The sequence below is a fragment of the Roseburia hominis genome, assembly GCA_040702975.1.
GTDB lineage: Bacteria > Bacillota > Clostridia > Lachnospirales > Lachnospiraceae > Allocoprococcus > Allocoprococcus hominis_A.
In genome coordinates this window covers 3,687,090-3,708,557 of record CP159990.1, presented here as the reverse complement: position 1 = coordinate 3,708,557, position 21,468 = coordinate 3,687,090, and the positions used below count along the sequence as shown (strand labels likewise).

General features: G+C 47.0%; 20 protein-coding genes. 16 read left to right on the top strand and 4 right to left on the bottom strand.

Annotated features, from left to right (window positions below):
• Positions 1 to 17: 17 nt before the first annotated feature.
• The 3 genes from ABXS75_17105 to ABXS75_17095 all read right to left on the bottom strand — a co-directional run bounded on the left by ABXS75_17105 (position 18) and on the right by ABXS75_17095 (position 4,468).
• Positions 18 to 1,283: a DNA polymerase IV gene (locus ABXS75_17105; GenBank protein XCP84745.1), complete on the bottom strand. Its 1,266-nt coding sequence runs from the start codon at positions 1,281 to 1,283 to the stop codon at positions 18 to 20.
• 724 nt (positions 1,284 to 2,007) lie between these two features.
• Positions 2,008 to 2,937 carry a carbamate kinase gene (gene arcC, locus ABXS75_17100; protein ID XCP84744.1) on the bottom strand — a complete coding sequence of 310 codons (930 nt, stop codon included), beginning with the start codon at positions 2,935 to 2,937 and terminating at the stop codon, positions 2,008 to 2,010.
• Between the two features lie 337 nt (positions 2,938 to 3,274).
• Positions 3,275 to 4,468, bottom strand: coding sequence for a metallophosphoesterase (locus tag ABXS75_17095; GenBank protein XCP84743.1), 1,194 nt, complete (start codon positions 4,466 to 4,468; stop codon positions 3,275 to 3,277).
• Positions 4,469 to 4,773: 305 nt separating this feature from the next.
• On the opposite strand from ABXS75_17095, the gene ABXS75_17090 reads away from it, so the two are divergent.
• From ABXS75_17090 to ABXS75_17015, 16 genes are all read left to right on the top strand, one after another.
• A complete protein-coding gene (locus ABXS75_17090) occupies positions 4,774 to 5,031 on the top strand; it encodes a YlmC/YmxH family sporulation protein (GenBank protein XCP87186.1) in 258 nt (85 codons plus the stop codon).
• A gap of 266 nt (positions 5,032 to 5,297) precedes the next feature.
• Positions 5,298 to 5,747 (top strand): transcriptional regulator NrdR, encoded by a 450-nt coding sequence (nrdR, locus tag ABXS75_17085; GenBank protein ID XCP84742.1) that lies wholly within the window; start codon positions 5,298 to 5,300, stop codon positions 5,745 to 5,747.
• Positions 5,748 to 5,831: 84 nt separating this feature from the next.
• Positions 5,832 to 7,025 carry a bifunctional phosphopantothenoylcysteine decarboxylase/phosphopantothenate--cysteine ligase CoaBC gene (coaBC, locus tag ABXS75_17080; GenBank protein XCP84741.1) on the top strand — a complete coding sequence of 398 codons (1,194 nt, stop codon included), beginning with the start codon at positions 5,832 to 5,834 and terminating at the stop codon, positions 7,023 to 7,025.
• 132 nt (positions 7,026 to 7,157) lie between these two features.
• On the top strand, positions 7,158 to 7,814 hold the full coding sequence (locus ABXS75_17075) for an ECF transporter S component (protein ID XCP84740.1): 657 nt from the start codon (positions 7,158 to 7,160) through the stop codon (positions 7,812 to 7,814).
• A 7-nt stretch (positions 7,815 to 7,821) separates the two neighbouring features.
• Positions 7,822 to 8,586 carry a type III pantothenate kinase gene (locus tag ABXS75_17070; GenBank protein XCP84739.1) on the top strand — a complete coding sequence of 255 codons (765 nt, stop codon included), beginning with the start codon at positions 7,822 to 7,824 and terminating at the stop codon, positions 8,584 to 8,586.
• Positions 8,587 to 8,684: 98 nt separating this feature from the next.
• Complete coding sequence (locus ABXS75_17065; GenBank protein XCP84738.1) at positions 8,685 to 9,437, top strand: exodeoxyribonuclease III; 753 nt, start codon at positions 8,685 to 8,687, stop codon at positions 9,435 to 9,437.
• Between the two features lie 271 nt (positions 9,438 to 9,708).
• Positions 9,709 to 10,491, top strand: coding sequence for a GH25 family lysozyme (locus ABXS75_17060; protein ID XCP84737.1), 783 nt, complete (start codon positions 9,709 to 9,711; stop codon positions 10,489 to 10,491).
• Between the two features lie 325 nt (positions 10,492 to 10,816).
• Complete coding sequence (locus ABXS75_17055) at positions 10,817 to 11,623, top strand: amidohydrolase family protein (protein XCP84736.1); 807 nt, start codon at positions 10,817 to 10,819, stop codon at positions 11,621 to 11,623.
• A gap of 193 nt (positions 11,624 to 11,816) precedes the next feature.
• The gene (locus ABXS75_17050) at positions 11,817 to 13,349 is read left to right on the top strand and encodes an ABC transporter substrate-binding protein (GenBank protein ID XCP84735.1); all 1,533 of its coding nucleotides are present in this window, start codon (positions 11,817 to 11,819) and stop codon (positions 13,347 to 13,349) included.
• A gap of 104 nt (positions 13,350 to 13,453) precedes the next feature.
• On the top strand, positions 13,454 to 14,413 hold the full coding sequence (locus ABXS75_17045; GenBank protein XCP84734.1) for an ABC transporter permease: 960 nt from the start codon (positions 13,454 to 13,456) through the stop codon (positions 14,411 to 14,413).
• A gap of 26 nt (positions 14,414 to 14,439) precedes the next feature.
• On the top strand, positions 14,440 to 15,273 hold the full coding sequence (locus ABXS75_17040; protein XCP87185.1) for an ABC transporter permease: 834 nt from the start codon (positions 14,440 to 14,442) through the stop codon (positions 15,271 to 15,273).
• Positions 15,274 to 15,284: 11 nt separating this feature from the next.
• A complete protein-coding gene (locus ABXS75_17035) occupies positions 15,285 to 16,259 on the top strand; it encodes an ABC transporter ATP-binding protein (protein ID XCP84733.1) in 975 nt (324 codons plus the stop codon).
• Positions 16,260 to 17,225, top strand: coding sequence for an oligopeptide/dipeptide ABC transporter ATP-binding protein (locus ABXS75_17030; protein ID XCP84732.1), 966 nt, complete (start codon positions 16,260 to 16,262; stop codon positions 17,223 to 17,225). It begins immediately after the preceding gene.
• A 142-nt stretch (positions 17,226 to 17,367) separates the two neighbouring features.
• Entirely contained in the window at positions 17,368 to 18,147 is a 780-nt protein-coding gene (locus ABXS75_17025; protein XCP84731.1) for a creatininase family protein, read from the top strand.
• Positions 18,134 to 19,351, top strand: a complete 1,218-nt coding sequence (locus ABXS75_17020; protein XCP84730.1) for an aspartate aminotransferase family protein — start codon at positions 18,134 to 18,136, stop codon at positions 19,349 to 19,351. Before ABXS75_17025 ends, ABXS75_17020 begins: the two co-directional genes overlap by 14 nt.
• A gap of 5 nt (positions 19,352 to 19,356) precedes the next feature.
• Positions 19,357 to 20,091, top strand: coding sequence for a GntR family transcriptional regulator (locus ABXS75_17015; GenBank protein ID XCP84729.1), 735 nt, complete (start codon positions 19,357 to 19,359; stop codon positions 20,089 to 20,091).
• 338 nt (positions 20,092 to 20,429) lie between these two features.
• On the opposite strand, the gene fabG is transcribed toward ABXS75_17015, so the two are convergent.
• The gene (gene fabG, locus ABXS75_17010; GenBank protein ID XCP84728.1) at positions 20,430 to 21,173 is read right to left on the bottom strand and encodes a 3-oxoacyl-ACP reductase FabG; all 744 of its coding nucleotides are present in this window, start codon (positions 21,171 to 21,173) and stop codon (positions 20,430 to 20,432) included.
• Positions 21,174 to 21,468 lie beyond the last annotated feature (295 nt).

Here is a 21,468-nt window from a genome sequence, read left to right as displayed (position 1 = left end):
CACCTCCCTGGTCTGTCTTAATCAATTTGTAATGTAGAGTAATCCAAAGTCCTTTTCTCTCTGGAAATACCGCCTTCCATATGGTCCAGTCGGCTCTGCACAAAAGAAGCACGTTTTATCGCATCGATACCATAGCGTTTGCGGATGGCGTCGACCATCTGATCTAGCTTCTCAAGCCGGCTGTAATCCGTCAGGTCAAATAGGTTCATCTGCCGCAACGTTTCCCCCTCCCGAAGCCTTCCCGTGTAAATCCCCAGGTGACGGATCGGAGTCCTATGGTCCCAGAGCTGGTCGAACAGAAGACAGGCAGCATGATATAATTCAAGAGTGATATCGGTCGCATGATCGAGAGGCATCTGATGGCTGGCATACCGAAGATCAAAGCTTTTGATGCCGACCGACACAAGCTCGGCGCGGACATGATTCTTGCGAAGCCGCGTAGCCACCGTCTCCGAGAGAGCCAGAAGGACCCGGTGCGCCGTCCCGGCATCTGCAACGTCAAACGGAATCGTAGTAGAATTCCCATACCCCTTTTGCGGAGGTGGCGCAGAGACCACCCTGGAACAATCAATTCCATTTGCAAAGCTCCATACAATCTCCCCCTGCGATTTCAGGTGGAGAGCCAGCAACTTCGGATCAGAGGCAGCCAACTCTCCAATGGTATGAATCCCCAATGCCTTTAACTTCCGGGTCGTAGCCCGGCCGCAGAAAAACAATTCCTCCACCGGAAGCGGCCACATCTTGACCGGAATCTCTTCCGGAAACAACGTATGGACCAGATTCGGTTTCTTAAGCTCCCCCGCCATCTTAGCCAGCAGCTTATTCGTAGAGACCCCGATATTCACCGTAAATCCCAACTCTTCCCAGATCCTGCCCCTGATCACCTCCGCCGTCTCCACCGCATCGCCAAACAGATGAATCGTAGCACTCATATCCATAAACGCCTCATCGATACTATACACTTCCACATCAGGCGTATACTCCCTTAGTATATCCAAAAACGCTTCAGAACATCGCTGATAAAGCGAATAATTAGGCGGAGCCATATAAAGCTGCGGACAACACTTCCGGGCCTCCGCGACCGTCATCCCCGTATAAACCCCATAACGCTTCGCCGGCAGACTCTTCGCCAGAATAATCCCATGCCGCAAAGTAACATCCCCACAAATCGCCGAAGGAATCTCCCGCAAATCCAAACTCCCACCCAAATGATGCAACCGATAACAGGCCTCCCACGACAAAAAAGCACTATTCACATCAACATGAAAAATCAAACAATCCAAACATATGTTCCTCCTTGTAAGAACATTATACAAGAACATACGTTCAATATCAAGAGGAAATAATTAACTATCAAAAATCATATTACATCTCTAAAGACATATTCACTTTTCTTAATCTGCTCATCAAAATTTATAATATCTATTATATCTCGCACTAAATCCAATTCGGACAAAAGCAACGCCAAAAATCTCCATGCTATTATTAAATACATAACCATTTTTCGGGAATAAAAGCAGAAATAAAAATTACAAATCATCGAAAATACCTTGATATTAATAAAAAATCTTCATTAATATTAATATAAGAAAAGACCAATAACAAATAACGCCCTTCAGAATAGTCCACTCAATCACTCAATTTAAATTCATTACTTACCACATATCTCTTAGCAACAATAGGTAACCCCCAATATCCGTTCAAACAGTTAAACTATAAAAGAAGATACTATAAAAATAGTAAAACAGTAAAAACCACGTCATTTTTACCCATCTCCAACAAACTCCCCATTGCAACTTCAAAAGTTTCCCCCCTTTGGAAAAGTCAGCCGCCGAGGGAGAAGATAGGTATGCGGGGCCGTAAAAAATGCCGGCACTTAGATGGCAGCAGCCGCCCATCCAGGCGGCGCCCTGGCATCTTAGTACCGCTGCATTTTTTTCCGAGCGAGAGCGTGTCCCGCATACCTATCTTCTCCCTCGGCGGCGTCCCTTTCTCCAAAAAAACTATCTAACAAATAACCGTCCCAGTTTTCCCCTTCATAGCATCTCCCAGCTTATCAAACGAAGTGATCAGTGCCCTCCGTCCTTCTCCCTTCTCGATAAATGCCACGGAAGCCTGGAACTTAGGAAGCATATTATAAGCTCCAAAATGTCCTTCGTCCATATAACGCTTTGCGTCCTCAACGGAAATCTCCCCAAGTTCCTCCTCATTGGCAGCCCCGCGGTTGATTCCCACCTTCTCCACGCTGGTCAGAATAATCAGCTCGTCCGCGTCGATGGCCTCAGCCAGCTTTCCTGCGACTAAGTCCTTCTCGATTACGGCGCTTGCACCTTTCAGGCGATGATTCTGCGCAAGTACCGGAATACCGCCGCCACCGCCTGCGATTACGACATGGTCTGCCTCCACGAGAGTACGGATCGCATCTACCTCAATGATGTCCACCGGATTCGGAGAAGCGATGACGCGCCTGAAGCCCTGTCCCGGGACCTCCACGACGTAATTACCTTTTTTGCGTTCCGCAGCTGCATCCTCTACATTCATCACACGCCCCAGAACCTTGGTGGGAGAATAGAATGCCTCGTCATACGGGTCTACGGTGACCTGTGTGATCACTGTGCAGACGGTACGGAAAATACCCCGGTCAAGAAGTGCCTCCCGTATCCCGTTCTGCAAATCATATCCGATATATCCCTGGGACATAGCAGAGCAGACCGACATAGGAGCGGCTGTATAATTATCATGAGTTTTTCCAAATTCATTCATAGCGGTGTGGATCATGCCGACCTGCGGCGCGTTACTATGCGAGATCACGACCTGATAGCCGGCCTCGACCAGGTTAGCGATGACTGCCGCTGTTTTCTTTACGGCTACCTTCTGTTCCGGAAGAGTCGTTCCCAGAGCACGGTGCCCAAGTGCAACAACAACTTTTTTCTTCATATCCATTACCTCGGTTTCTCAGAATATTGTCATGTCAGGATCTAATTTGAGGCACTTACAACAAAGCGTCCCCAAAAGCAAAATGACCTTTAAGGTCATCTTGGTTGCCAAGCATGCCTAAGTGAAGGTCCGGTGGACCTTCATCTCGGCAAGATATTTTGCTAAGATATAAAAATTATAGTATTTTTCTCTGGAAAATGCAATTATAACTTAGGGGAAATCATGGACATTATACTGTGCAGTCCGAAGCTATACAGTTGCTGGAGGACATGGTCCGGAAAGAGGTTTGGGCATAGGCTCCCTATGAAGCGAGGTTTACATATGGAGCGAAATTTCCCTATGGAGCAAAGTTCACCTGAATCGAACAGATCTCACTTTTCGTGCCGACCCGCATATTCGGTCCGAACAGTCCGACTCCGGAAGTGACGATATTGTGCATATCCCCCTTTTTCAGGTACCCGCAGGCATTTTCCCACATCAGCTTTATGGTCAGATTTCCCGGAAATAGCTGACCGTCATGGGTGTGCCCACACAGATCCAGATCCACCCCGGCCTGGGAGAGTTCCTGAAGCTCGCGTGGCTGGTGGTCCATGACAAGAATCGGCTTGGAATGGTCCATATCAGATGTGATTTCCTCCGGTGTCTTGCGCGAGGTAATTCCGCGCCCCGGCCTCTGGTAATCCGGTCTGCCATAGACATAGAATGCCTGGTCGATCAGGACACCCTCGTCCTGAAGCAGCGCGATTCCGGAATCGGCGAGGAAGGTGTCCATGCGCGGGTCGCTCATTTTCTTCTTTTTTCCGCCAAAGGTAAAGCCGGCCAGAATTTTCTCGGAAATATCATGATTCCCGTAGCAGGCGTATACTCCGTATTTACTTTGGATTCCCCGCAAAATCGAAGAAAGCCTGTCAGGGTCCTCCAGGGCCTCGTATTCGTTATCGAAAATATCTCCGGCAATCAGTACAATATCCGGATTCTCGGCATTGATCTTATTTACCATACTTTCCATGTGTGAACAGCCGATATTGTAGCCCAGGTGAAGGTCGGCGACCAGGACCACGCGAAGAGAATCCAAAGAGCCGGCCCGTTTGTCGATCGTCACATCATAGCGGGTCGTGTGAATATGGCGGGCATTTATGATTCCCCATGTACTGAATGTCAGGATCACGGCCAGACAGATTCCGCCGCCCGTCACGAAGACTTTGCGGGAATGCAGCTTTTCCGGTGAAATCTTTTTGCTGTGCTTAAAAATCAGGCGAATCAGATCAGCAATGACCACCGTCAGGATCGTATATAATAAGACGCCAAGCCAGTAATTGCTCAGCAGTTTCAGGAATCGCTTGAGTGACCCTGCGGGTAGAAGAAACGCGCTCAGCAGAGAGGTACAGATAAAGAGGTAAATGATATCGACCAGAATATGTACCCATTTTTTTCGCAGAAAAGAATGACAGGCGTCCATCCAGTGGTTCAGCCAGCGCAGAAGATAAAAATTCAAAAGCAGGTAAAGTGGTGAAAGTATCAACGCAATCATGAGAGTAACTCCTTATTTTTGAAGTGGGAAAAACGGAAGTAATGAAAAAGGTTTTGCGCAATTACATCTTCCGGATTTCCACACACAATCATAGCATAGATACCTGAGTTTTCAAAGAAAAATACCGAAGAAATTTCTTAAGAAACCGAAACTATTTCTAAATATCGGGAGGGGTTTCATGTAACTCTTACTGTTCTGCTATTTTTGCGGTATGGTCAGGAGTTCATTGTATTCCTTTTGTGCCCGGTATCATATAGTATAAATAAGAAGAACCTGCAGGAAAATGTGCGATGAAAAATGAATGGATTCGTTTTTGCGAACTGAGAGAGAGGGAGGTCATTAACACCTGTAACTGTAAAAGATTAGGCTGCGTGACCGATGTGCTGCTGGATCTGTGTAGCGGCTGTGTGGAGGCGATCATTATTCCGGGGCCGGGAAAGATCTGCGGCTTTCTGGGGTATGATTCCGAATATGTGATTCCGTTTGAATGTATTAAAAAAGTAGGGCCGGATATTATTTTAGTAGAAATCAATGAGGAAAAATGTTTGAAATCTTGCAAATAAGGCATTTCTGCGCAACGGGAAGCGTGCCGGGGAACCGCAGCTGCAGACATAATAAAACAGAAAAGTCAGCGGGATTTCATTTGACAAGGTATGAGCCGTCATTTATACTATACCTTATGAAACGGCCGAATGGCCATACGGGGTGCCCTATGGGTATACCTTATGAAACGGCCGAATGGCCATACGGGATGCCCTTTGGGCATAACTATTGGTAAAGGGCAAAAATACGATATTAAAATTGAGAAGTCACATGAGGAGGATACGAGATGAAATGTCCATATTGTGGGAATATTGACACCAGAGTCATTGATTCCAGACCGGCGGATGATGGGGCATCCATTAGAAGAAGACGTTCCTGCGATGCGTGCAGCAAGCGTTTTACTACTTATGAGAAGGTGGAGACGATTCCGCTGATTATTATTAAGAAGGATAACAATCGAGAGCAGTATGACCGGGCCAAGATTGAGGGAGGCGTATTGCGCGCATGCTATAAGAGACCGGTCTCTGCGGCAGACATTCAGAAGACAATTGATTCTATTGAGGCGGATATTTTCAGCCGGGAGGAAAAGGAAATCTCCAGCAGCGATATCGGGGAGATCGTAATGGAACGGCTCAAAGCCCTCGATCCGGTCGCCTATGTCAGATTTGCGTCCGTTTACCGGGAGTTCAAAGATGTGGAGACCTTCATGGCAGAGCTTAAGAAAATTCTCGGATAAGCGAAGGCTTAGTCAGGCCGGCCGCTTTGAAGCCAGAGAAAGGCCGGGAAGGACAGGAAAATAGAAATTTGGGAGGATACACAAGTGAGCGAGAAAAAAAGGGTATTGCTGGGGGTGACCGGCGGAATCGCGGCATACAAGATAGCGTCCCTTGCCAGTATGTTGGTCAAAAAAGGCCACGACGTACAGGTCCTTATGACACAGAATGCTACGAATTTTATCAATCCTATTGTATTTGAAACTTTGACGAAACACAAATGTCTGGTCGACACGTTTGACCGGAATTTTGAATTCAGTGTGGAGCATGTCGCACTGTCGAAATGGGCCCAGGTCGTGATGATCGCGCCTGCTACGGCGAATGTGATCGGCAAGCTGGCGCATGGAATCGCAGATGATATGCTGACCACGACGGTGATGGCGTGCCGGAAATGTCCGAAGATTATTGCGCCGGCCATGAATACGGAGATGTATTTGAATCCGGTGGTGCAGGATAACCTTTCGGTGCTGGAGAAGTATGGATATGAAGTGATTCGGCCGGCGGAGGGCTATCTGGCCTGCGGCGATATTGGAGCCGGCAAGATGCCGGAACCGGAGGTCCTGTATGAGCACATTTATCACCAGATTGCCTATGAGAAGGATATGACCGGCAAGCGGGTCCTTGTCACTGCGGGTCCGACAAGAGAGCCCATGGATCCGGTGCGGTACATTACCAACCATTCCTCCGGGAAGATGGGATACGCGCTTGCCCGCGTGTGTGCGGCCAGAGGAGCCGAAGTGACGCTGATCACGGGACCGACGGAGATTCCAAAGCCGCTTTTTGTTAAGATCGTTCCCGTCATCACGGCAAAGGATATGTTTGAAGCGGTGAAACGCGAGGCCGGTCAGGCAGATATTATCTGCAAGGCGGCGGCAGTAGCTGATTACCGTCCGAAGTTCGTAAGTGACGAGAAGGTGAAGAAAGCGGACGGGGAGCTGATCCTTGAGATGGAGAGGACTGATGATATACTGAAATATCTGGGCGAAAACAGAAGACCCGGTCAGTTCCTGTGTGGATTTTCCATGGAAACCGAGAACATGGTGGAAAATTCCAGGGCGAAGCTTATGAAAAAGAATCTGGATATGATCGCGGCAAATAATCTCAAAGACGAGGGCGCCGGATTCCAGGGAGACACCAACCGCATGACGCTGATCACGAAGACGGAGGAGACAAGCCTTCCGCTGATCAGCAAGGAAGAGACGGCGGCAAGAATTCTGGACAAGATCTTAGAGTTGATGTAAAGAAAAGAAGCTACGTGAAAAATGAAATCCGAGAGACGCAGTGTGGGCTGTGTAGGAACAGATATTTAGAGAAAAAATATTGAGACCAAATGTATTGTATCTCATGAGAGAATAGTAACAGGAGGAAGAAATATGAGTGAACGAACTACATCTATGTCAAAAACAAAGGGGTTAGTGCAGATGGCTATTTTTTCGGCACTGATCATCGTACTGGCATTTACCCCGTTTATCGGGTATATACCGCTGGGATTTACAAGAGCAACGATTATCCATATACCGGTCATCATCGGAGCGCTGATGCTGGGACCGAAGAAAGGTGCAGTGTTAGGCGGCGTGTTTGGCCTGACCAGTTTCATTAATAACACGATGAATCCCACGCTGACCTCTTTTGTATTTACGCCATTTTATAGTCTGGGTGAGTACAGCGGAGGAATCGGTAGTGTGATCATCTGTTTCGTGCCGCGTATTCTGATCGGAGTCGTGCCGTTCTATGTATATCATCTGGTTAAGAAGCTGAGTAAGAATGACGGCGTTTCCTCTGCAGGCCTTGTCGCGGCGGGACTTTCAGGAGCGCTTACCAATACCTTGCTGGTCATGAACCTGATTTTCCTGTTTTTCCGCGAATCCTATGCGGCTGCGAATGGCGTGAGCGTAAAGGCGGTTTATGGATTTATTATGGGCATCATCGGAATCAACGGGGTGCCGGAGGCGGTCGTGGCAGCGATCATCACGCTGATTTTGGGGAAAACACTGATGCGCAGAGGCGTACAGGAAAGATTAGGAGTGTAGGTTTGAAATGATTTTAGCGATTGACATTGGAAATACGAATATTGTCCTTGGCTGTGTGGACGATAAAAAAAGTTATTTTATAGAGCGGCTTTCCACGATCAAAACAAAGATGGAGCTGGAATATGCCATTGACATCAAGATGGTGCTGGACATTCATGGAATCAATCCGGCAAAGCTGGAAGGAGCGATTATTAGTTCGGTTGTGCCGCAGATTACAAATGTGGTAAAAATTGCCACGGAAAAGATCATCAAGAAAGAAACGGTGGTGGTCGGACCGGGAGTGAAGACGGGACTGAATATCCTGATGGACAACCCGGCGCAATTAGGAAGTGACCTGGTGGCGGACGCTGTCGCGGGAATTGCGGAGTATGAGCCGCCGCTGATTATCTTTGATCTGGGGACGGCGACTACGGTCTGCGTGGTAGATGAGAAGAAGAATTATATAGGCGGAATGATTTTCCCGGGGATCAACACCTCTCTGAATGCGCTTACGGCGAATGCTTCCCAGCTTCAGGGAATCAGTCTGGAAGCGCCGAAACGGATCATCGGGAAGAACACGGTGGAGTGTATGAAGAGTGGCGTGATTTACGGAAATGCTGCATGCCTTGACGGAATTATCGAGCGGATCGAGAGCGAGCTTAGGAGACCGGCGACTTCGATCGCTACCGGAGGGCTGGCGAAGGTGATCGTGCCGCATTGCCGGAAGCATATTATTCAGGACGATGATCTGCTACTAAAGGGACTTCGGGTTATTTATAATAAGAACAGATAGAAATCGTGCAGGGGAGGTTCTGGTAAGGGCCTCCCTGCCTGGCTTCCAGAGCAGGAAGACAATGATTATTTGTAGATATTACAGGGAGGAAAGAGACAATGAAATTTATATCATGGAATGTGAACGGAATCCGCGCCTGTGTGCAGAAAGGATTTTTGGATTTTTTCAGGGAAGCAGATGCGGATATTTTCTGCCTTCAGGAGACGAAGATGCAGGCGGGCCAGCTTGACCTTAAGCTTCCGGGCTACCATCAGTATTGGAATTATGCGGTGAAGAAGGGATATTCCGGGACGGCGGTATTTACGAAGAAAGAGCCGCTTAGCGTGGCATACGGAATCGGTGTAAAGGAACATGATCAGGAAGGACGTGTGATCACGCTGGAATTTGAAGATTTCTATTTTGTCACGGTGTATACGCCGAATTCGCAGAACGAACTGGCAAGACTGCCGTACCGTATGGAGTGGGAAGAGGCGTTCCTGGCATATCTGAAAAAACTGGAGGAGAGGAAACCGGTGGTTTTCTGTGGAGATCTGAATGTGGCGCACAAGGAGATCGATCTGAAGAATCCGAAGACAAACCGCAAGAATGCCGGTTTTACGGACGAGGAGAGGGAGAAGTTCTCGGTTCTTCTGGAAAATGGGTTTAGTGATACGTATCGTTACTTTTACCCGGATCAGGAGGGAATCTATTCCTGGTGGTCTTATCAGTTTAAGGCAAGAGAGAAGAACGCGGGGTGGCGCATCGACTATTTCTGCGTATCGGAGGCGCTCAAGGACCGGCTCGTAGACGCAAAGATCCTGACAGAGGTATTGGGCTCGGATCACTGTCCGATTGAGTTGGATTTGAGGTAGGATGGCAGGGGAAATGTCTGTGTGAATCTTTACTGCTTAACTGTATTTATGGTATTCACTCCTACAGCTTCGTGATCTGACATGTTTTCGGCTTGCTTTGTTTTCGCGAACGAATTCTGACCGGAAGCATATAGTAAAATAAGTCATGAGGTATCCTGCGCGCACTGTATTTTGTGCGGGACATCTCATGGCAGAACATATGCTGGGGATTAAATCGGGGCGTCTGCCCCGACGGACAGAAGAATCGTGGAACGTGAGGAAGTGAAAGAATATGAGCATGAATGGAATCGATATTTCCGGCTGGCAGAGTGGCATTGATTTAAGCAGGGTGCCGTGTAGTTTTGTGATCATAAAGGCGACGCAGGGGACCGGGTACGTCAATCCGGATTGCGACCGTGCCTATCAGCAGGCGAAACGTCTCGGAAAGAAATTAGGAGTTTACCATTATTTCAGCGGAAGAAGCCCGGTAGCGGAAGCGGATTATTTTGTGAGAAATATTGAGGGATATATCGGAGAGGCAATCCTGGTTCTGGATTGGGAGCAGACGCAGAATCCAATCTATGACCAGGGAGCGGTGCCGGCGCGCAGGTTCCTGGACCGGGTCTATGAGAAGACCAGCGTGCGTCCTTTGATTTATATGAGTCGGAGGACTCTAAGGTCATTTAACTGGACGACGGTGGCCGCGGGGAATTATGGATTGTGGGTGGCACAGTATGCCGATAACAACCCGACCGGCTATCAGGAAAATCCGTGGTTTGCAGCGGGCGGGGTCAGCCCCTTTCCGGTGATGGCAATACACCAGTATTCATCGACAGGAAGACTTCCGGGGTACAATGGTAACCTGGACCTTAATATTTTCTATGGAACGCCTGAGGCCTGGGACGCTTACGCGAAAAGCAGCCGGAATACGGCTGTGTATTATACGATAAAATATGGCGATACTTTGAGCGGGATCGCTCTTAGGTATGGAACTACGGTAAAATATCTGGCAGAGCTGAACGGGATTAAAGATCCAAATAAAATATATGCCGGACAGAGGATTCGGGTTCGGTGATAGGAAAATGTATGGCAGTCAAAAGTGGCTGCCATACATTTTTCTTACATTGTCAGAAGAGATTAAAAATTTAATAGAAAACCAGGAATGTCGGCAGAACAGGCAATGACCACTATAGGAGCATCAAATTCTGAGGAAAAGTACAGTTTGTGAGGGATTTCGGAAATATCTGAGTGATAATTCGGGGAAGTTCTTGATAATATCTGGAATTTTGCAGAAAAATGTAAAAAAATGTTGAAATGCAGAATATAATATTATATAATGTTATAAACTTTATAAGTGATTATATTAACGTGTAAAAGTGACATAAACAGGAGGGTGTGTTATGATATGTGATTCGCATTTACATTATGGAGATCCTGTTGAGATGGAGTGTATCGTGGCATCATCTTCTCTTAGAAATAGGGTTCCATGTTACCAAACCGTGCAATTTCAGGAAATGGGGGACTATGAGGCGCAGTTAAAAAAACATAACATTGATAAAACCGTGCTGGTTCCTTCGGTTTTCCGTGAACATGAACGAAAGCAGGAAAGTATGAGGTGCATCGAGTACGCAAAAAGAGATCCCGAAAAATATTTTCCATACATATTGTTAGACGAAAAACAGCTGGAATTTTTGGAAGAGCATGTAAAAGAGATTGTGGGAGTGAAGGAACACATCGTACTTCATGAAAGCATTTTGACGAAAGAAAAATGTGAGATTTTCAAACTTATGGAAGAGCATGGTTTGATCCTTCTTTTGCATTCTCAGAAGGACAGGCGAGTTGAATATGTGAAAAGTATTTTAAAGCAGTTTCCGAAACTGAAGATCCAGATTGCCCACATGGGGCGTGGCGCAGGGCGGGACACGGCAATGTGCCGCACAGTATTCCAGGAGTTTCGGTCATATGCCAATATTGTTTTTGATACGTCGACGATTCGAGAGCCGGAGGTGCTCAAAGCGGCGGTGGAGCTTGTAGGGGCGGAGCGGATTCTGTATGGTTCAGACTTTCCATTTTTTATGGATGCGGAAGGCAAAGAAGATATTATGGAGGAACAGATTGAACAGGTTTTCAAGGCGAATCTGACTGAGCGGGAAAGAGATGCAATTTTTTATGAGAATTTTTGCAGGTTTGTGACTTATGGAACATAAAAGTGCTTGATGATTGCTTGAGAATAAAGAAAAAGAAGCAAGGGTGCTTACAGAGAATGAGTTCTTTTAAGCGCCCTTCTGCTATAAGCAGGAAATATCGCGCTCAGGCGCGTTTTTCAAAAAACATGAATATAACATTATATAATATTATAATGTTGTAGATAACAATCATATTTAAAAAGGAGGCAAAACGATGAAAAAGAAACTTGTATGTATTTTGACAGCAATGGCAATGGTATTGTCGTTGGCTGCCTGTGGAGGGAAGGAAAAATCAGAAACAGACAGCAGCAAAGAGGCAGGTCAGGATACGCTGACCGTTGCAGTCAGTATGGAACCGGCTGCTTTGATTCCGTATGAATCGAACGATACCGGTACCTCTTACATCTGTTCCCAGATTTATGAAAAGCTGCTCACAGCGGACAGTGATATGAATCTTCAGCCGGGATTAGCCGAGTCCTGGGAAGTGATTGATGATACACATTACCGCTTTAAACTGCGGGACGATGTGTATTTCCATAATGGTGAGAAACTGACAGCGGACGATGTGCTTTATACATTTGAAAAATGTGTGGAGTCCTCCGCTACATCAAGTACAATCGGACCGGTCGATATCGCAAATTCCAAAGTGGAAGACGAGAACACGGTCGTGCTGGCACTTAGCAGTCCATATCCGGCATTTCTTAACTGTTGCGCCATCGATATTTCCGGTATCGTGTGTAAATCAGCAATGGAAGCAGACCCGGAGGGATATGCAGAAAAGCCGATTGGAACAGGGCCGTTTAAGTTCGTAGAGTGGAAGAGCGGAGATTATATCAAGATGGAAGCCAATGAGAAATGGTGGGGCGGAAGCTTGAACTTTAAAACTTTGATGCTTCGTTACATTCCGGAAGCAACTACAAGAGCCGTGGAGGTGCAGTCCGGTGGAGTAGACGTGGCACAGATCACGGTTGCAGAGATTGAGACTGTTGAGAAGGAAAAAGATGTGACTGTTTTGACGCAGCCAATCCTGAATACCAGCTTTATTTCTTATAATTGTAGTGTAGAGCCATTTAATAATGTTAAGGTTCGTCAGGCGATTTCACTTGCCATTGACAGTGATGCAATCGTAGAAGCTGCCAATTATGGGCTGGCTGAGACTGCCAAATCTTTCCTGCCGCCAATGGTAGAAGGTTATTACGAAGCAGAAAGTGAATATCAGGGCTACGATGTGGAAAAAGCGAAGAAGCTGCTGGCTGAGGCTGGTTATCCGGATGGTTTCTCCTGCACGCTGATCTCCAATGCACGTCAGGCAGAGGCGGAGATGATTCAGGCGTACTTAAGTGAGATTGGGATTGAAGTGAAGTTGAATATTACCGATTTTTCGAACTGGCTGGATGCATTGGTAAATGGAAAGCAGGAGATGTATATCGGAGGCTGGACCATTCCGTCAGGTGATATGAGTGAAGCATTTGGCGCATTTGATTCCAATGAATTCGGTTCAGGCGGCAACCGTTCGTTCTATGCAAACGAAGAAGCGGACGCGCTGATTGAAGTGATCAATTCCGAAATGGACAAGGATGCGCGTAATAAAGCCGGAGAGGATCTTCAGAAATTACTGGCAGATGAGTGTGTAACGGTTGGTCTGAATGTGGGCTCCAGATTCTACGCGTACAGGAACAATGTTTCTGGTCTTGTAATTTTACCGACGCAGAGCCCGGATTTTACGAAAGTTAAATTTACAGAATAGGCATACTTAAGAACAAAGGGCTTTTGGATATCATACTCTCAGTCAAGGGCCCTTTGACTATTAAAAAAGCAAATACAGATGATAGACGAAAAAGGGGAAAATGTATGGGAAAGTATATTTTACGAAGAATATTGATGATGATTCCCGTAATCATTTGTGTGGTTTTCGTAGTATTTATGATTCTGCGATTGTCGCCCAATGACCCGATCCGAACGGTCCTGGGGGATATGGCTACCCAGGAAGAAGTCGATGAAATGCGGGATGAGATGGGGCTGAATGATCCGCTGCCAACTCAGTTTGTCAGCTACATAGGAAAAATAGTTACAAAGTTTGATTTTGGCGTATCTTATGTCAACCGTCGTCCAGTCCTGACAGAGATTAAAGATCGTTTTCCGATCACGCTGCAGCTTGCCATATTCAGTACGCTGCTGGCGGCACTGATCGGGATTCCATTGGGGATGGTATCTGCGTGCCATCAATACGGATTATTAGATAATGCGTCCAGTGTGCTGGCCTTGATTTTCCTGGCCATGCCGGAATTCTGGTTTGCACTGATGTTGATCATTGTATTTACGCAGAAATTAGGCTGGCTTCCGGCATCCGGCTGGTATGGGGTGGAATATATGATTCTTCCGATTCTTGCCACAGGAATGGGCTGTATTGCCGGGATTATGAGAACGACACGTTCCAATATGCTGGAAGTGATCCGTCAGGATTATATCCGTACAGCCAGAGCAAAAGGACTGAAAGAAAACATTATTATAGGAAAACATGCACTGCGCAATGCGTTGATTCCGGTTGTTACCTTGATGGGAATGCAGTTTGGGAAGATGCTTGGCGGAGTATTTGTAATAGAGACGATTTTTGCGATTCCGGGAATGGGCAAGCTCCTGGTAGATGCCTGCTCGATCAAAAATATACCGGTCGTTCAGGGCGGCGTTATTTTTATTGCAGTGATCTATGGAGTTGTCAATCTTCTCATTGATATTATTTATGGTTTTATTGATCCTCGTATTTCTTCTATGTATAAGGGGAAAAAGAAAGAGAAGAGGGGTGAGGCGTAGTGGAAAAAACAGTGAAAAACAGAGGAATGTTTGGAGATGCCTGGCATCGTCTCCGAAAGAACCGGCTTGCTATTCTGGGGCTTGTTATCATGGCACTGTTCATTTTGTCGGCGGTCTTTGCAAAGGTGATCGCACCCTACGGATACGCAGAACAGCATTTGGATCAGATTTTCCTGTTTCCATGCAGGGAGCACATCTTAGGAACGGATAATCTGGGGAGGGATATTTTCAGCAGAATCATATATGGGGCCAGGATTTCGCTTCAGATCGGCTTCGTTTCGGTAGGAATCTCTGTGATCCTGGGAAGTATTCTGGGCTGTATTTCCGGCTTCTACGGAGGCAAGGTGGACACGATTATCATGAGACTGGTGGACGTTATGATGGCAATCCCCAGCGTACTGCTTGCAATCGTGATCGCGTCTGTTCTGGGAACCGGTATGCGGAATCTGATGATTGCAATCGGTATCTCGTCCGTGCCGTCTTTTGCGAGAATTGTCCGTGCCTCCATTCTTTCAATTCGGGATCAGGAATATATTGAGGCGGCAAGACTTTCCGGGTGCTCCGATGTGCGAATCATACTTAGGCATATTCTGCCTAATATTTTGCCGAATATCATCGTGCAGGTGACCTTAAGTATGGGGCTTGCAATTTTAAATGCGGCTTCTCTTAGCTTCCTGGGGCTTGGTGTGCAGGCACCGCAGCCGGAATGGGGCTCTATGCTTGCCGCCGGGCGTGGATATATGCAGCAATACTGGCATCTGGTCGTATTCCCGGGTATTGCGATTGTACTTTTGGTGCTGGCGCTGAATATGATCGGCGACGGACTCAGAGATGCCCTTGACCCGCGTATGAAGAGATAAGAGGTGAGCATATGGGAAAACAATTAGAGATTAAAAATCTGGTGATTAAATATAAGACTGATGATGCGCTGGTTCATGCAGTGAACGGGGTGGATATCAGTATGGAAAAGGGCGAATGTCTGGGACTTGTGGGAGAGACTGGGGCAGGAAAGACGACGACAGCACTTGGAATCCTTCGCCTGCTTCCGAATCCGCAGGGAAGGATTGAGGCGGGGGAGATTACATTTAACGAGATCAATCTTCTGAAGATTGGGGAGGCGGCCATGCGGGAAATCCGCGGCAAGGCGATTTCGATGATCTTTCAGGATCCTATGACTTCTTTGAATCCGATTCTTACCGTGGGGGAGCAGATTGCAGAAGTTATCAAATTGCATGAAAAATGCAGCCGCAAAGAAGCGATGGAGAAGGCCAAAGCGACGCTGGAGACGGTGGGAATCCCAGCCGAGAGGAGTGGAGAGTATCCGCACCAGTTCTCAGGTGGAATGAAGCAGAGGGTCGTGATCGCTATTGCACTTGCCTGTAATCCGGAGCTGCTGATTGCGGACGAACCGACCACGGCGCTGGATGTGACCATTCAGGCGCAGATTCTGGAACTTATGAAGAAGCTCAAATCGGAGATGGGAACATCTACGATTTTGATCACACATGACCTGGGTGTGGTGTCTGAGATGTGTGATAAGGTGGCCATCATGTATTCCGGCATGATCATGGAGTATGGGACGCTGCGGGATATTTACAAGAGTCCGATGCACCCATATACGATCGGGCTGTTTGGTTCGATTCCTGATCTGGAAAATGATGTGGAGCGTCTGACGCCGATTCCGGGGATGGTTCCGGATGCTACCGTGGAAATTACAGGCTGTCCGTTCGCGAACAGGTGCAGCCATGCAACGGATCAGTGCCGCATGGAACTACCGCAATTAGAGGTGGTGTCCGGGGAGCATTCTGTCCGGTGCCATCATACCGCAAAGGAGGGAAGCCGTTAGATGAGCACGATACTGGAAGTAAAGGACTTGAAAAAATATTTCAAAACTCCAAAAGGTATGTTACATGCTGTGGACGGAGTGAATTTTGCTGTCGAGGAAGGAAAAACTCTTGGAATTGTAGGGGAAAGTGGCTGCGGTAAATCCACGCTGGGGCGCGTTGTGGTGCAGCTTTTAAGTGCCACCGGCGGACAGGTACTGTTTGAAGGAAAAGACGTAACGAATCTGAAGCATTCGGAGGTAAAGCAGTTTCGCAAAAATGTGCAGATGATTTTCCAGGACCCGTTTTCCTCGCTGAATCCACGTATGACGGTATCCGAGGCGATTCTGGAGCCTCTCCGGAATTACGAGAAAGGAATGAAAAGAGCGGAGCTTAATCAGAGGGTGGATAAAATCATGGAAACCGTGGGACTTGCAAAACGCCTTGCCAATTCTTATCCCCATGAGCTGGACGGAGGAAGAAGGCAGAGGATTGGTATTGCAAGAGCGCTGGCTTTGGAGCCCAGATTTGTAGTTTGTGATGAGCCGGTTTCCGCACTTGACGTATCCATTCAGGCGCAGATTCTGAATCTGATGATGGATCTTCAGGAAGAAAAGAAATTGACCTATATTTTTATCACGCATGATTTAAGTGTGGTAAAGCATATTGCAAATGATATCGGTGTTATGTATCTGGGAAATATGGTGGAGATGTGCGATCGAAAAGAATTGTTTAGCAGGCAGCTTCACCCGTATACTAAAGCGCTGCTTTCTGCGATTCCGACGATCAATATTGATAACCGCCCAAAACGTATCGTGCTGAAAGGTGAAATTGTTTCACCAATCGACCCGAAGCCGGGCTGTCGTTTCGCGCCCAGATGTCTGTATGCAACAGAAGAATGCAGAAATCGTGCGCCGCAGTTAGAAGAGGTATGTCCGGGACATTTTGTGGCATGTCACCGGGTCAAAGAACTGAACGAACTGGAATAGGAGGTGCGGTCATGCTTGCGATGTTAAGAGAAAATCCGGAGATGATCCGGGCCAATGAGATAGAGACGCCGGCGGTAGCAGAAGCTATTAAATGGTTTGAGGAACATAGAGTTTAATGAGGTTGGTATAAGGGAGGAACAAAATGGGACATTTTATACAGGAATTGACATATGGGCAGGTGCAGCCTTTGCTTACGGAAGATACGGTCGTGGTATTGCCAATCGGGGGAGGTTCTAAGGAGCATGGAAATCATCTTCCGATGGGAACGGATTACTATACGGTAGACTGGACGGCAAAACAGATTACGGAAAAATGTGATGTGATCACGCTTCCGACTCTGCCTTATGCGTATTTTCCGGCATTTGTAGAGTGGAAAGGCTCAATCAGTGTCGGCCAGAGAGAGTTTACGGATTTTGTAGAAGAGATTCTGAAGAATTTTATCCGATTCGGAGTCTGGAAGTTTTTGATTATCGATGGTGGAGTATCTACCCACCCGCCTCTTTGCTATATGGCAAGAGACATGCTGAACAGGTATGATGTTACTGTGGCAGTCACGGACGTTACTCAGCTTGGAAGATCGGTTTCAGATGTGATCTGCGAGCAGAAAAAAGGCGGCCATGGTGATGAGGAGGAGACTTCTACCATGCTGTATGTGCGGGAGAATCTGGTGCATATGGAGTATACGACGGAGGAGTATACGAGTGCGTATCCGGGAAGTATCTCTAATGGAAGGCGTATCGCATTTGTGCCGAATCGTATGGACACGCCTTGCGGCACTAATGGGAACAGCTGTTTGGCGACGAAGGAAAAAGGAGAAAAGATTCTGAATGCGCAGGTTCAGGATATCTGTAATTTTCTGGAGACATTTATCCCGATGAAGAAAGAGAAAGGCTGTGAAGGGGGAAAACATGAAGTCTTATAAGGAATATGATCTGTTAAGTCCTCTGAAATTGACAGAGGCTGATCAGTATGTCCGTGCCGAAGGGGCGGCATTTTACGACAAAGATGAAAACTGTTTTGTTGACATGAATGAGATGCGCTTAGTGCTGGGGCAGGGAAATAAAGAATTTGAAGCAGCGATGGCGGAGGCGTTCCAGGGGTGTACCTCACTGACGGGCAATATGACTTGCTATAAAGAGAGGTTATATCAGTATTTTGATGAGACGACAGATGGATATTTTGAAGCGGCCCATCTGACGGCATCGGGGTCTGAGGCGGTAGAGTGTGCTGTGCGTTTGGCAAAAAAGATGACCGGAAGTACGGAAGTATTTTCTTTTTGGAATAGCATTCATGGAAGGACGTATTTGAGTGGGTCCATGTCCGGGCTTCCCAAGCGGAAAAAGGGGTATGGCCCGTTAGCTTCCGGTGTGATTCATTTACCATATCCGGATTGTGCGGCATGCAAAGCGAGGAAGGTAAACGGTGAGTGTACGCAGGAGTGCATGCAGATGGCAGAGGGCATCTATAAAATGGCCTCTGCTCAGGACGCAGCGGCGGTGATCGTGGAGCCATATCAGGGGGCGGAGATCCGGATTCCGCCTGTGGGGTATCTGAAACGCCTCCAGGACTGGGCGCATGAGAAGGGAATGCTTTTTATTGTAGATGAGATCCAGACCGGTATGGGGCGCACCGGCGAAATGTACTGTTACCAAAAGGAAAAGCTGGAACCGGATATTCTGCTTCTTGGAAAAGCATTGGGAAATGGAATGCATATTGCGGCTGTTTTAGTGAAGGAAAGACCGCCTGAAGAAGCACTTCCGGCGCTTTCGGGAGGTGCGGGAGACGACCCGGTGGCGTGTGCGGCGGCGTGCGAAGTATACAGACAGTTAGAACAGGGTCTTCTGACACACATTCAGAAGGCGGGAGCATGTTTGCAGACGGGGATTCGAAGATTCCGGGATCATGCTAGGATTCGGGAATGTCGGGGAATCGGGCTTGTTGCGGCCATTGAATTCTATGAGGAAGAGTATTGCCGCCAGGTATTTCAGGCATTAAAAAAGAAGGGATATTTAGTAGGACATACTGGAAAAATTTTGTATTTTAAACCTCCGTATGTTATTATGGAAGAGCAGATACAGGGTTTCCTGGAGAATTTTGCAATAATAACAAAAGAATTGGGAGAATAAAATAAATGGTTGATAAAAATGTGTCTACGCCGTTATACGTCCAGATTGCTAATGAACTGAAAAGAGACATACTATCTAACCGCTATGGCACGAATGGCTGTATGGAGACTCAGTCTCAACTGGCAGAGAGATTTTCCGTCAGTCTGATTACGATCAGAAAAGCGATGGAGATGTTAGAGGAAGAGGAACTGGTGGAGAGCCGCAGGGGGAAGGGTACGTATGTCCGCAGAGCTCCAATCGCAGATCCATTGCAGAATCTGACCGGAATCAGTAATATCATGAGCAGCTTGAATATGGGGAATGAAGTGTACGTGCCGATATTTGAGCTGCAGGATACGCCGGAATGGCTGGACGAAAAGACGAGGGAGCAGTTGGGAGAGCAGGTTCTGTTTATCCGAAGGGCGGTAGCGGTCAATGGAGTTGCGGTTGCCTGTGCCGATATGTATCTGCCCGGAAAGTATTATGGTTCGATCTCAAAAGATGAAGTTGAGAAAAAGACTGTATATTGGGTCTACCAGAATAAACTTGGGATTACTCTTGGACATGGAAGACAGATTATCCGGGCGGCAGGCGCTACGGAGGAGCTGGCAGAGATATTAAATATTCCGGTCAATGCGCCTGTTTTGCAGATAGAGCGTAGGGCATATGACAACCAGGGAAAGTTGATTGAATACATGATACTTACTTATGAGGCAAGTAAATATTGCTTTGATGTCGAACTGGAATTAAGTAAACCATAGATGGCAAAAGAAAAATTACATTTTTCAGATAATAGTCATTTTATCATGACCTTCCACATATATTATTGATATAAGGGGAATAGAAATGGGCGGATTCTATCGGTGGCTGAAAGTAGAATTTCGGGTGCCGGCAGGAGGACAAGCCGGGAAGTGGAGGGGATAAGGTGAGGAAATATTTGGTATTGATCCTGCTATGCGCGGCGGTCATGTCACTTTGTATGGCATCCGGGACTATAGTATGAACACTTAGCGAGGCGTTTGCGGGCGGATGGAGAAAATAGAAATCCAGCTTTTACAGAAATTTGTGTTTTGTAAAGGCTGGATTTTCTCGGCCTATCTTAAATATACCCCCCATCGATCCCCACAATTTGCCCTGTCACATAGGCAGGAGCATTTGCCATATCCCACACCAGATGGGCGACCTCCTCTGGAGTTCCAAAACGTCCGGCGGGAATCTCGTCTGCGAGAGCGGCCTTTTCTTCGGCGTCAAGCAGGTCGTTCATGGTGGTATCGATTACCCCGCAGGCGACGGCATTCACCTGAATATTGCTGGGTGCCAGTTCCTTTGCGAGCGCGCGGGTCAGGCCGTGGATGCCGGATTTGGCGGCAGAGTAGGCGGCTTCGCAGGAGGCGCCCACCGTGCCCCACATGGAGGAGATATTGATGATCCGTCCGCGTTTTACCGAGACCATATGCGGAATTGCCTCGCGGCAGCAGTAGAAAACGGAGGAGAGGTTCGTCTGAAGCATTCGGTTCCATTCCTCGTCCGTCATATCTGACAGAAGCCCCATATAAGCAATTCCGGCATTGTTTATCAGCACGTCAAGACCTTGGCAGGTCAGATGGATTGTCCCGAATATCTTTCGCACATCATTGGGATTACCTATATCTCCCATAACGATTTCACAGGAACCATAAGGTATATTGTTTTCAATTTTTGCTTTTACCGCTTCCACCTCTTTGCGGGAAGTGCGGCAGTTCAGAAATACATGATAGCCTTTTTCGGCAAATAGTAATGCACAGGCTTTCCCGATTCCGCGGGAAGCTCCGGTAACTAACACAGTTTTCTTATGGAAATGCATAACAGAAATCTCCTTTTGCATAATAAAATAGGAACAGAAATTTTAATTCTATCCCTTATTATACACGCCATATTTCGGGAAAGCAACATAACAAAAGGAGTGGAAACCAGGGGGACACAATAAATTTTTCTGAGAATCCGGCATAGTAAAATAAAATTCATTTCTTTTAGAAAAATGTAGGAAAAATACATGTAAATTCTTGTGATTTGGAAGGTCAGGTGATATGATAAATAAAGAGAAAAAGTAGCTATAGTCTGATAGGGGATCAGGCTGCGGCAGGGAAAACAATACACTG

What these genes read in the sequence shown, in the direction of transcription:
- ABXS75_17070 (XCP84739.1), top strand. Translation starts at nt 7,822, where the DNA reads ATGATTTTAGCGATTGACATTGGAAATACGAATATTGTCCTTGGCTGT.
- ABXS75_17075 (XCP84740.1), top strand. Translation starts at nt 7,158, where the DNA reads ATGAGTGAACGAACTACATCTATGTCAAAAACAAAGGGGTTAGTGCAG.
- ABXS75_17045 (XCP84734.1), top strand. Translation starts at nt 13,454, where the DNA reads ATGGGAAAGTATATTTTACGAAGAATATTGATGATGATTCCCGTAATC.
- ABXS75_17050 (XCP84735.1), top strand. Translation starts at nt 11,817, where the DNA reads ATGAAAAAGAAACTTGTATGTATTTTGACAGCAATGGCAATGGTATTG.
- ABXS75_17035 (XCP84733.1), top strand. Translation starts at nt 15,285, where the DNA reads ATGGGAAAACAATTAGAGATTAAAAATCTGGTGATTAAATATAAGACT.
- ABXS75_17095 (XCP84743.1), bottom strand. Translation starts at nt 4,468, where the DNA reads ATGATTGCGTTGATACTTTCACCACTTTACCTGCTTTTGAATTTTTAT.
- ABXS75_17055 (XCP84736.1), top strand. Translation starts at nt 10,817, where the DNA reads ATGATATGTGATTCGCATTTACATTATGGAGATCCTGTTGAGATGGAG.
- fabG (XCP84728.1), bottom strand. Translation starts at nt 21,173, where the DNA reads ATGCATTTCCATAAGAAAACTGTGTTAGTTACCGGAGCTTCCCGCGGA.
- ABXS75_17040 (XCP87185.1), top strand. Translation starts at nt 14,440, where the DNA reads ATGTTTGGAGATGCCTGGCATCGTCTCCGAAAGAACCGGCTTGCTATT.
- ABXS75_17025 (XCP84731.1), top strand. Translation starts at nt 17,368, where the DNA reads ATGGGACATTTTATACAGGAATTGACATATGGGCAGGTGCAGCCTTTG.
- arcC (XCP84744.1), bottom strand. Translation starts at nt 2,937, where the DNA reads ATGAAGAAAAAAGTTGTTGTTGCACTTGGGCACCGTGCTCTGGGAACG.
- nrdR (XCP84742.1), top strand. Translation starts at nt 5,298, where the DNA reads ATGAAATGTCCATATTGTGGGAATATTGACACCAGAGTCATTGATTCC.
- ABXS75_17065 (XCP84738.1), top strand. Translation starts at nt 8,685, where the DNA reads ATGAAATTTATATCATGGAATGTGAACGGAATCCGCGCCTGTGTGCAG.
- ABXS75_17060 (XCP84737.1), top strand. Translation starts at nt 9,709, where the DNA reads ATGAGCATGAATGGAATCGATATTTCCGGCTGGCAGAGTGGCATTGAT.
- ABXS75_17015 (XCP84729.1), top strand. Translation starts at nt 19,357, where the DNA reads ATGGTTGATAAAAATGTGTCTACGCCGTTATACGTCCAGATTGCTAAT.
- ABXS75_17020 (XCP84730.1), top strand. Translation starts at nt 18,134, where the DNA reads ATGAAGTCTTATAAGGAATATGATCTGTTAAGTCCTCTGAAATTGACA.
- ABXS75_17030 (XCP84732.1), top strand. Translation starts at nt 16,260, where the DNA reads ATGAGCACGATACTGGAAGTAAAGGACTTGAAAAAATATTTCAAAACT.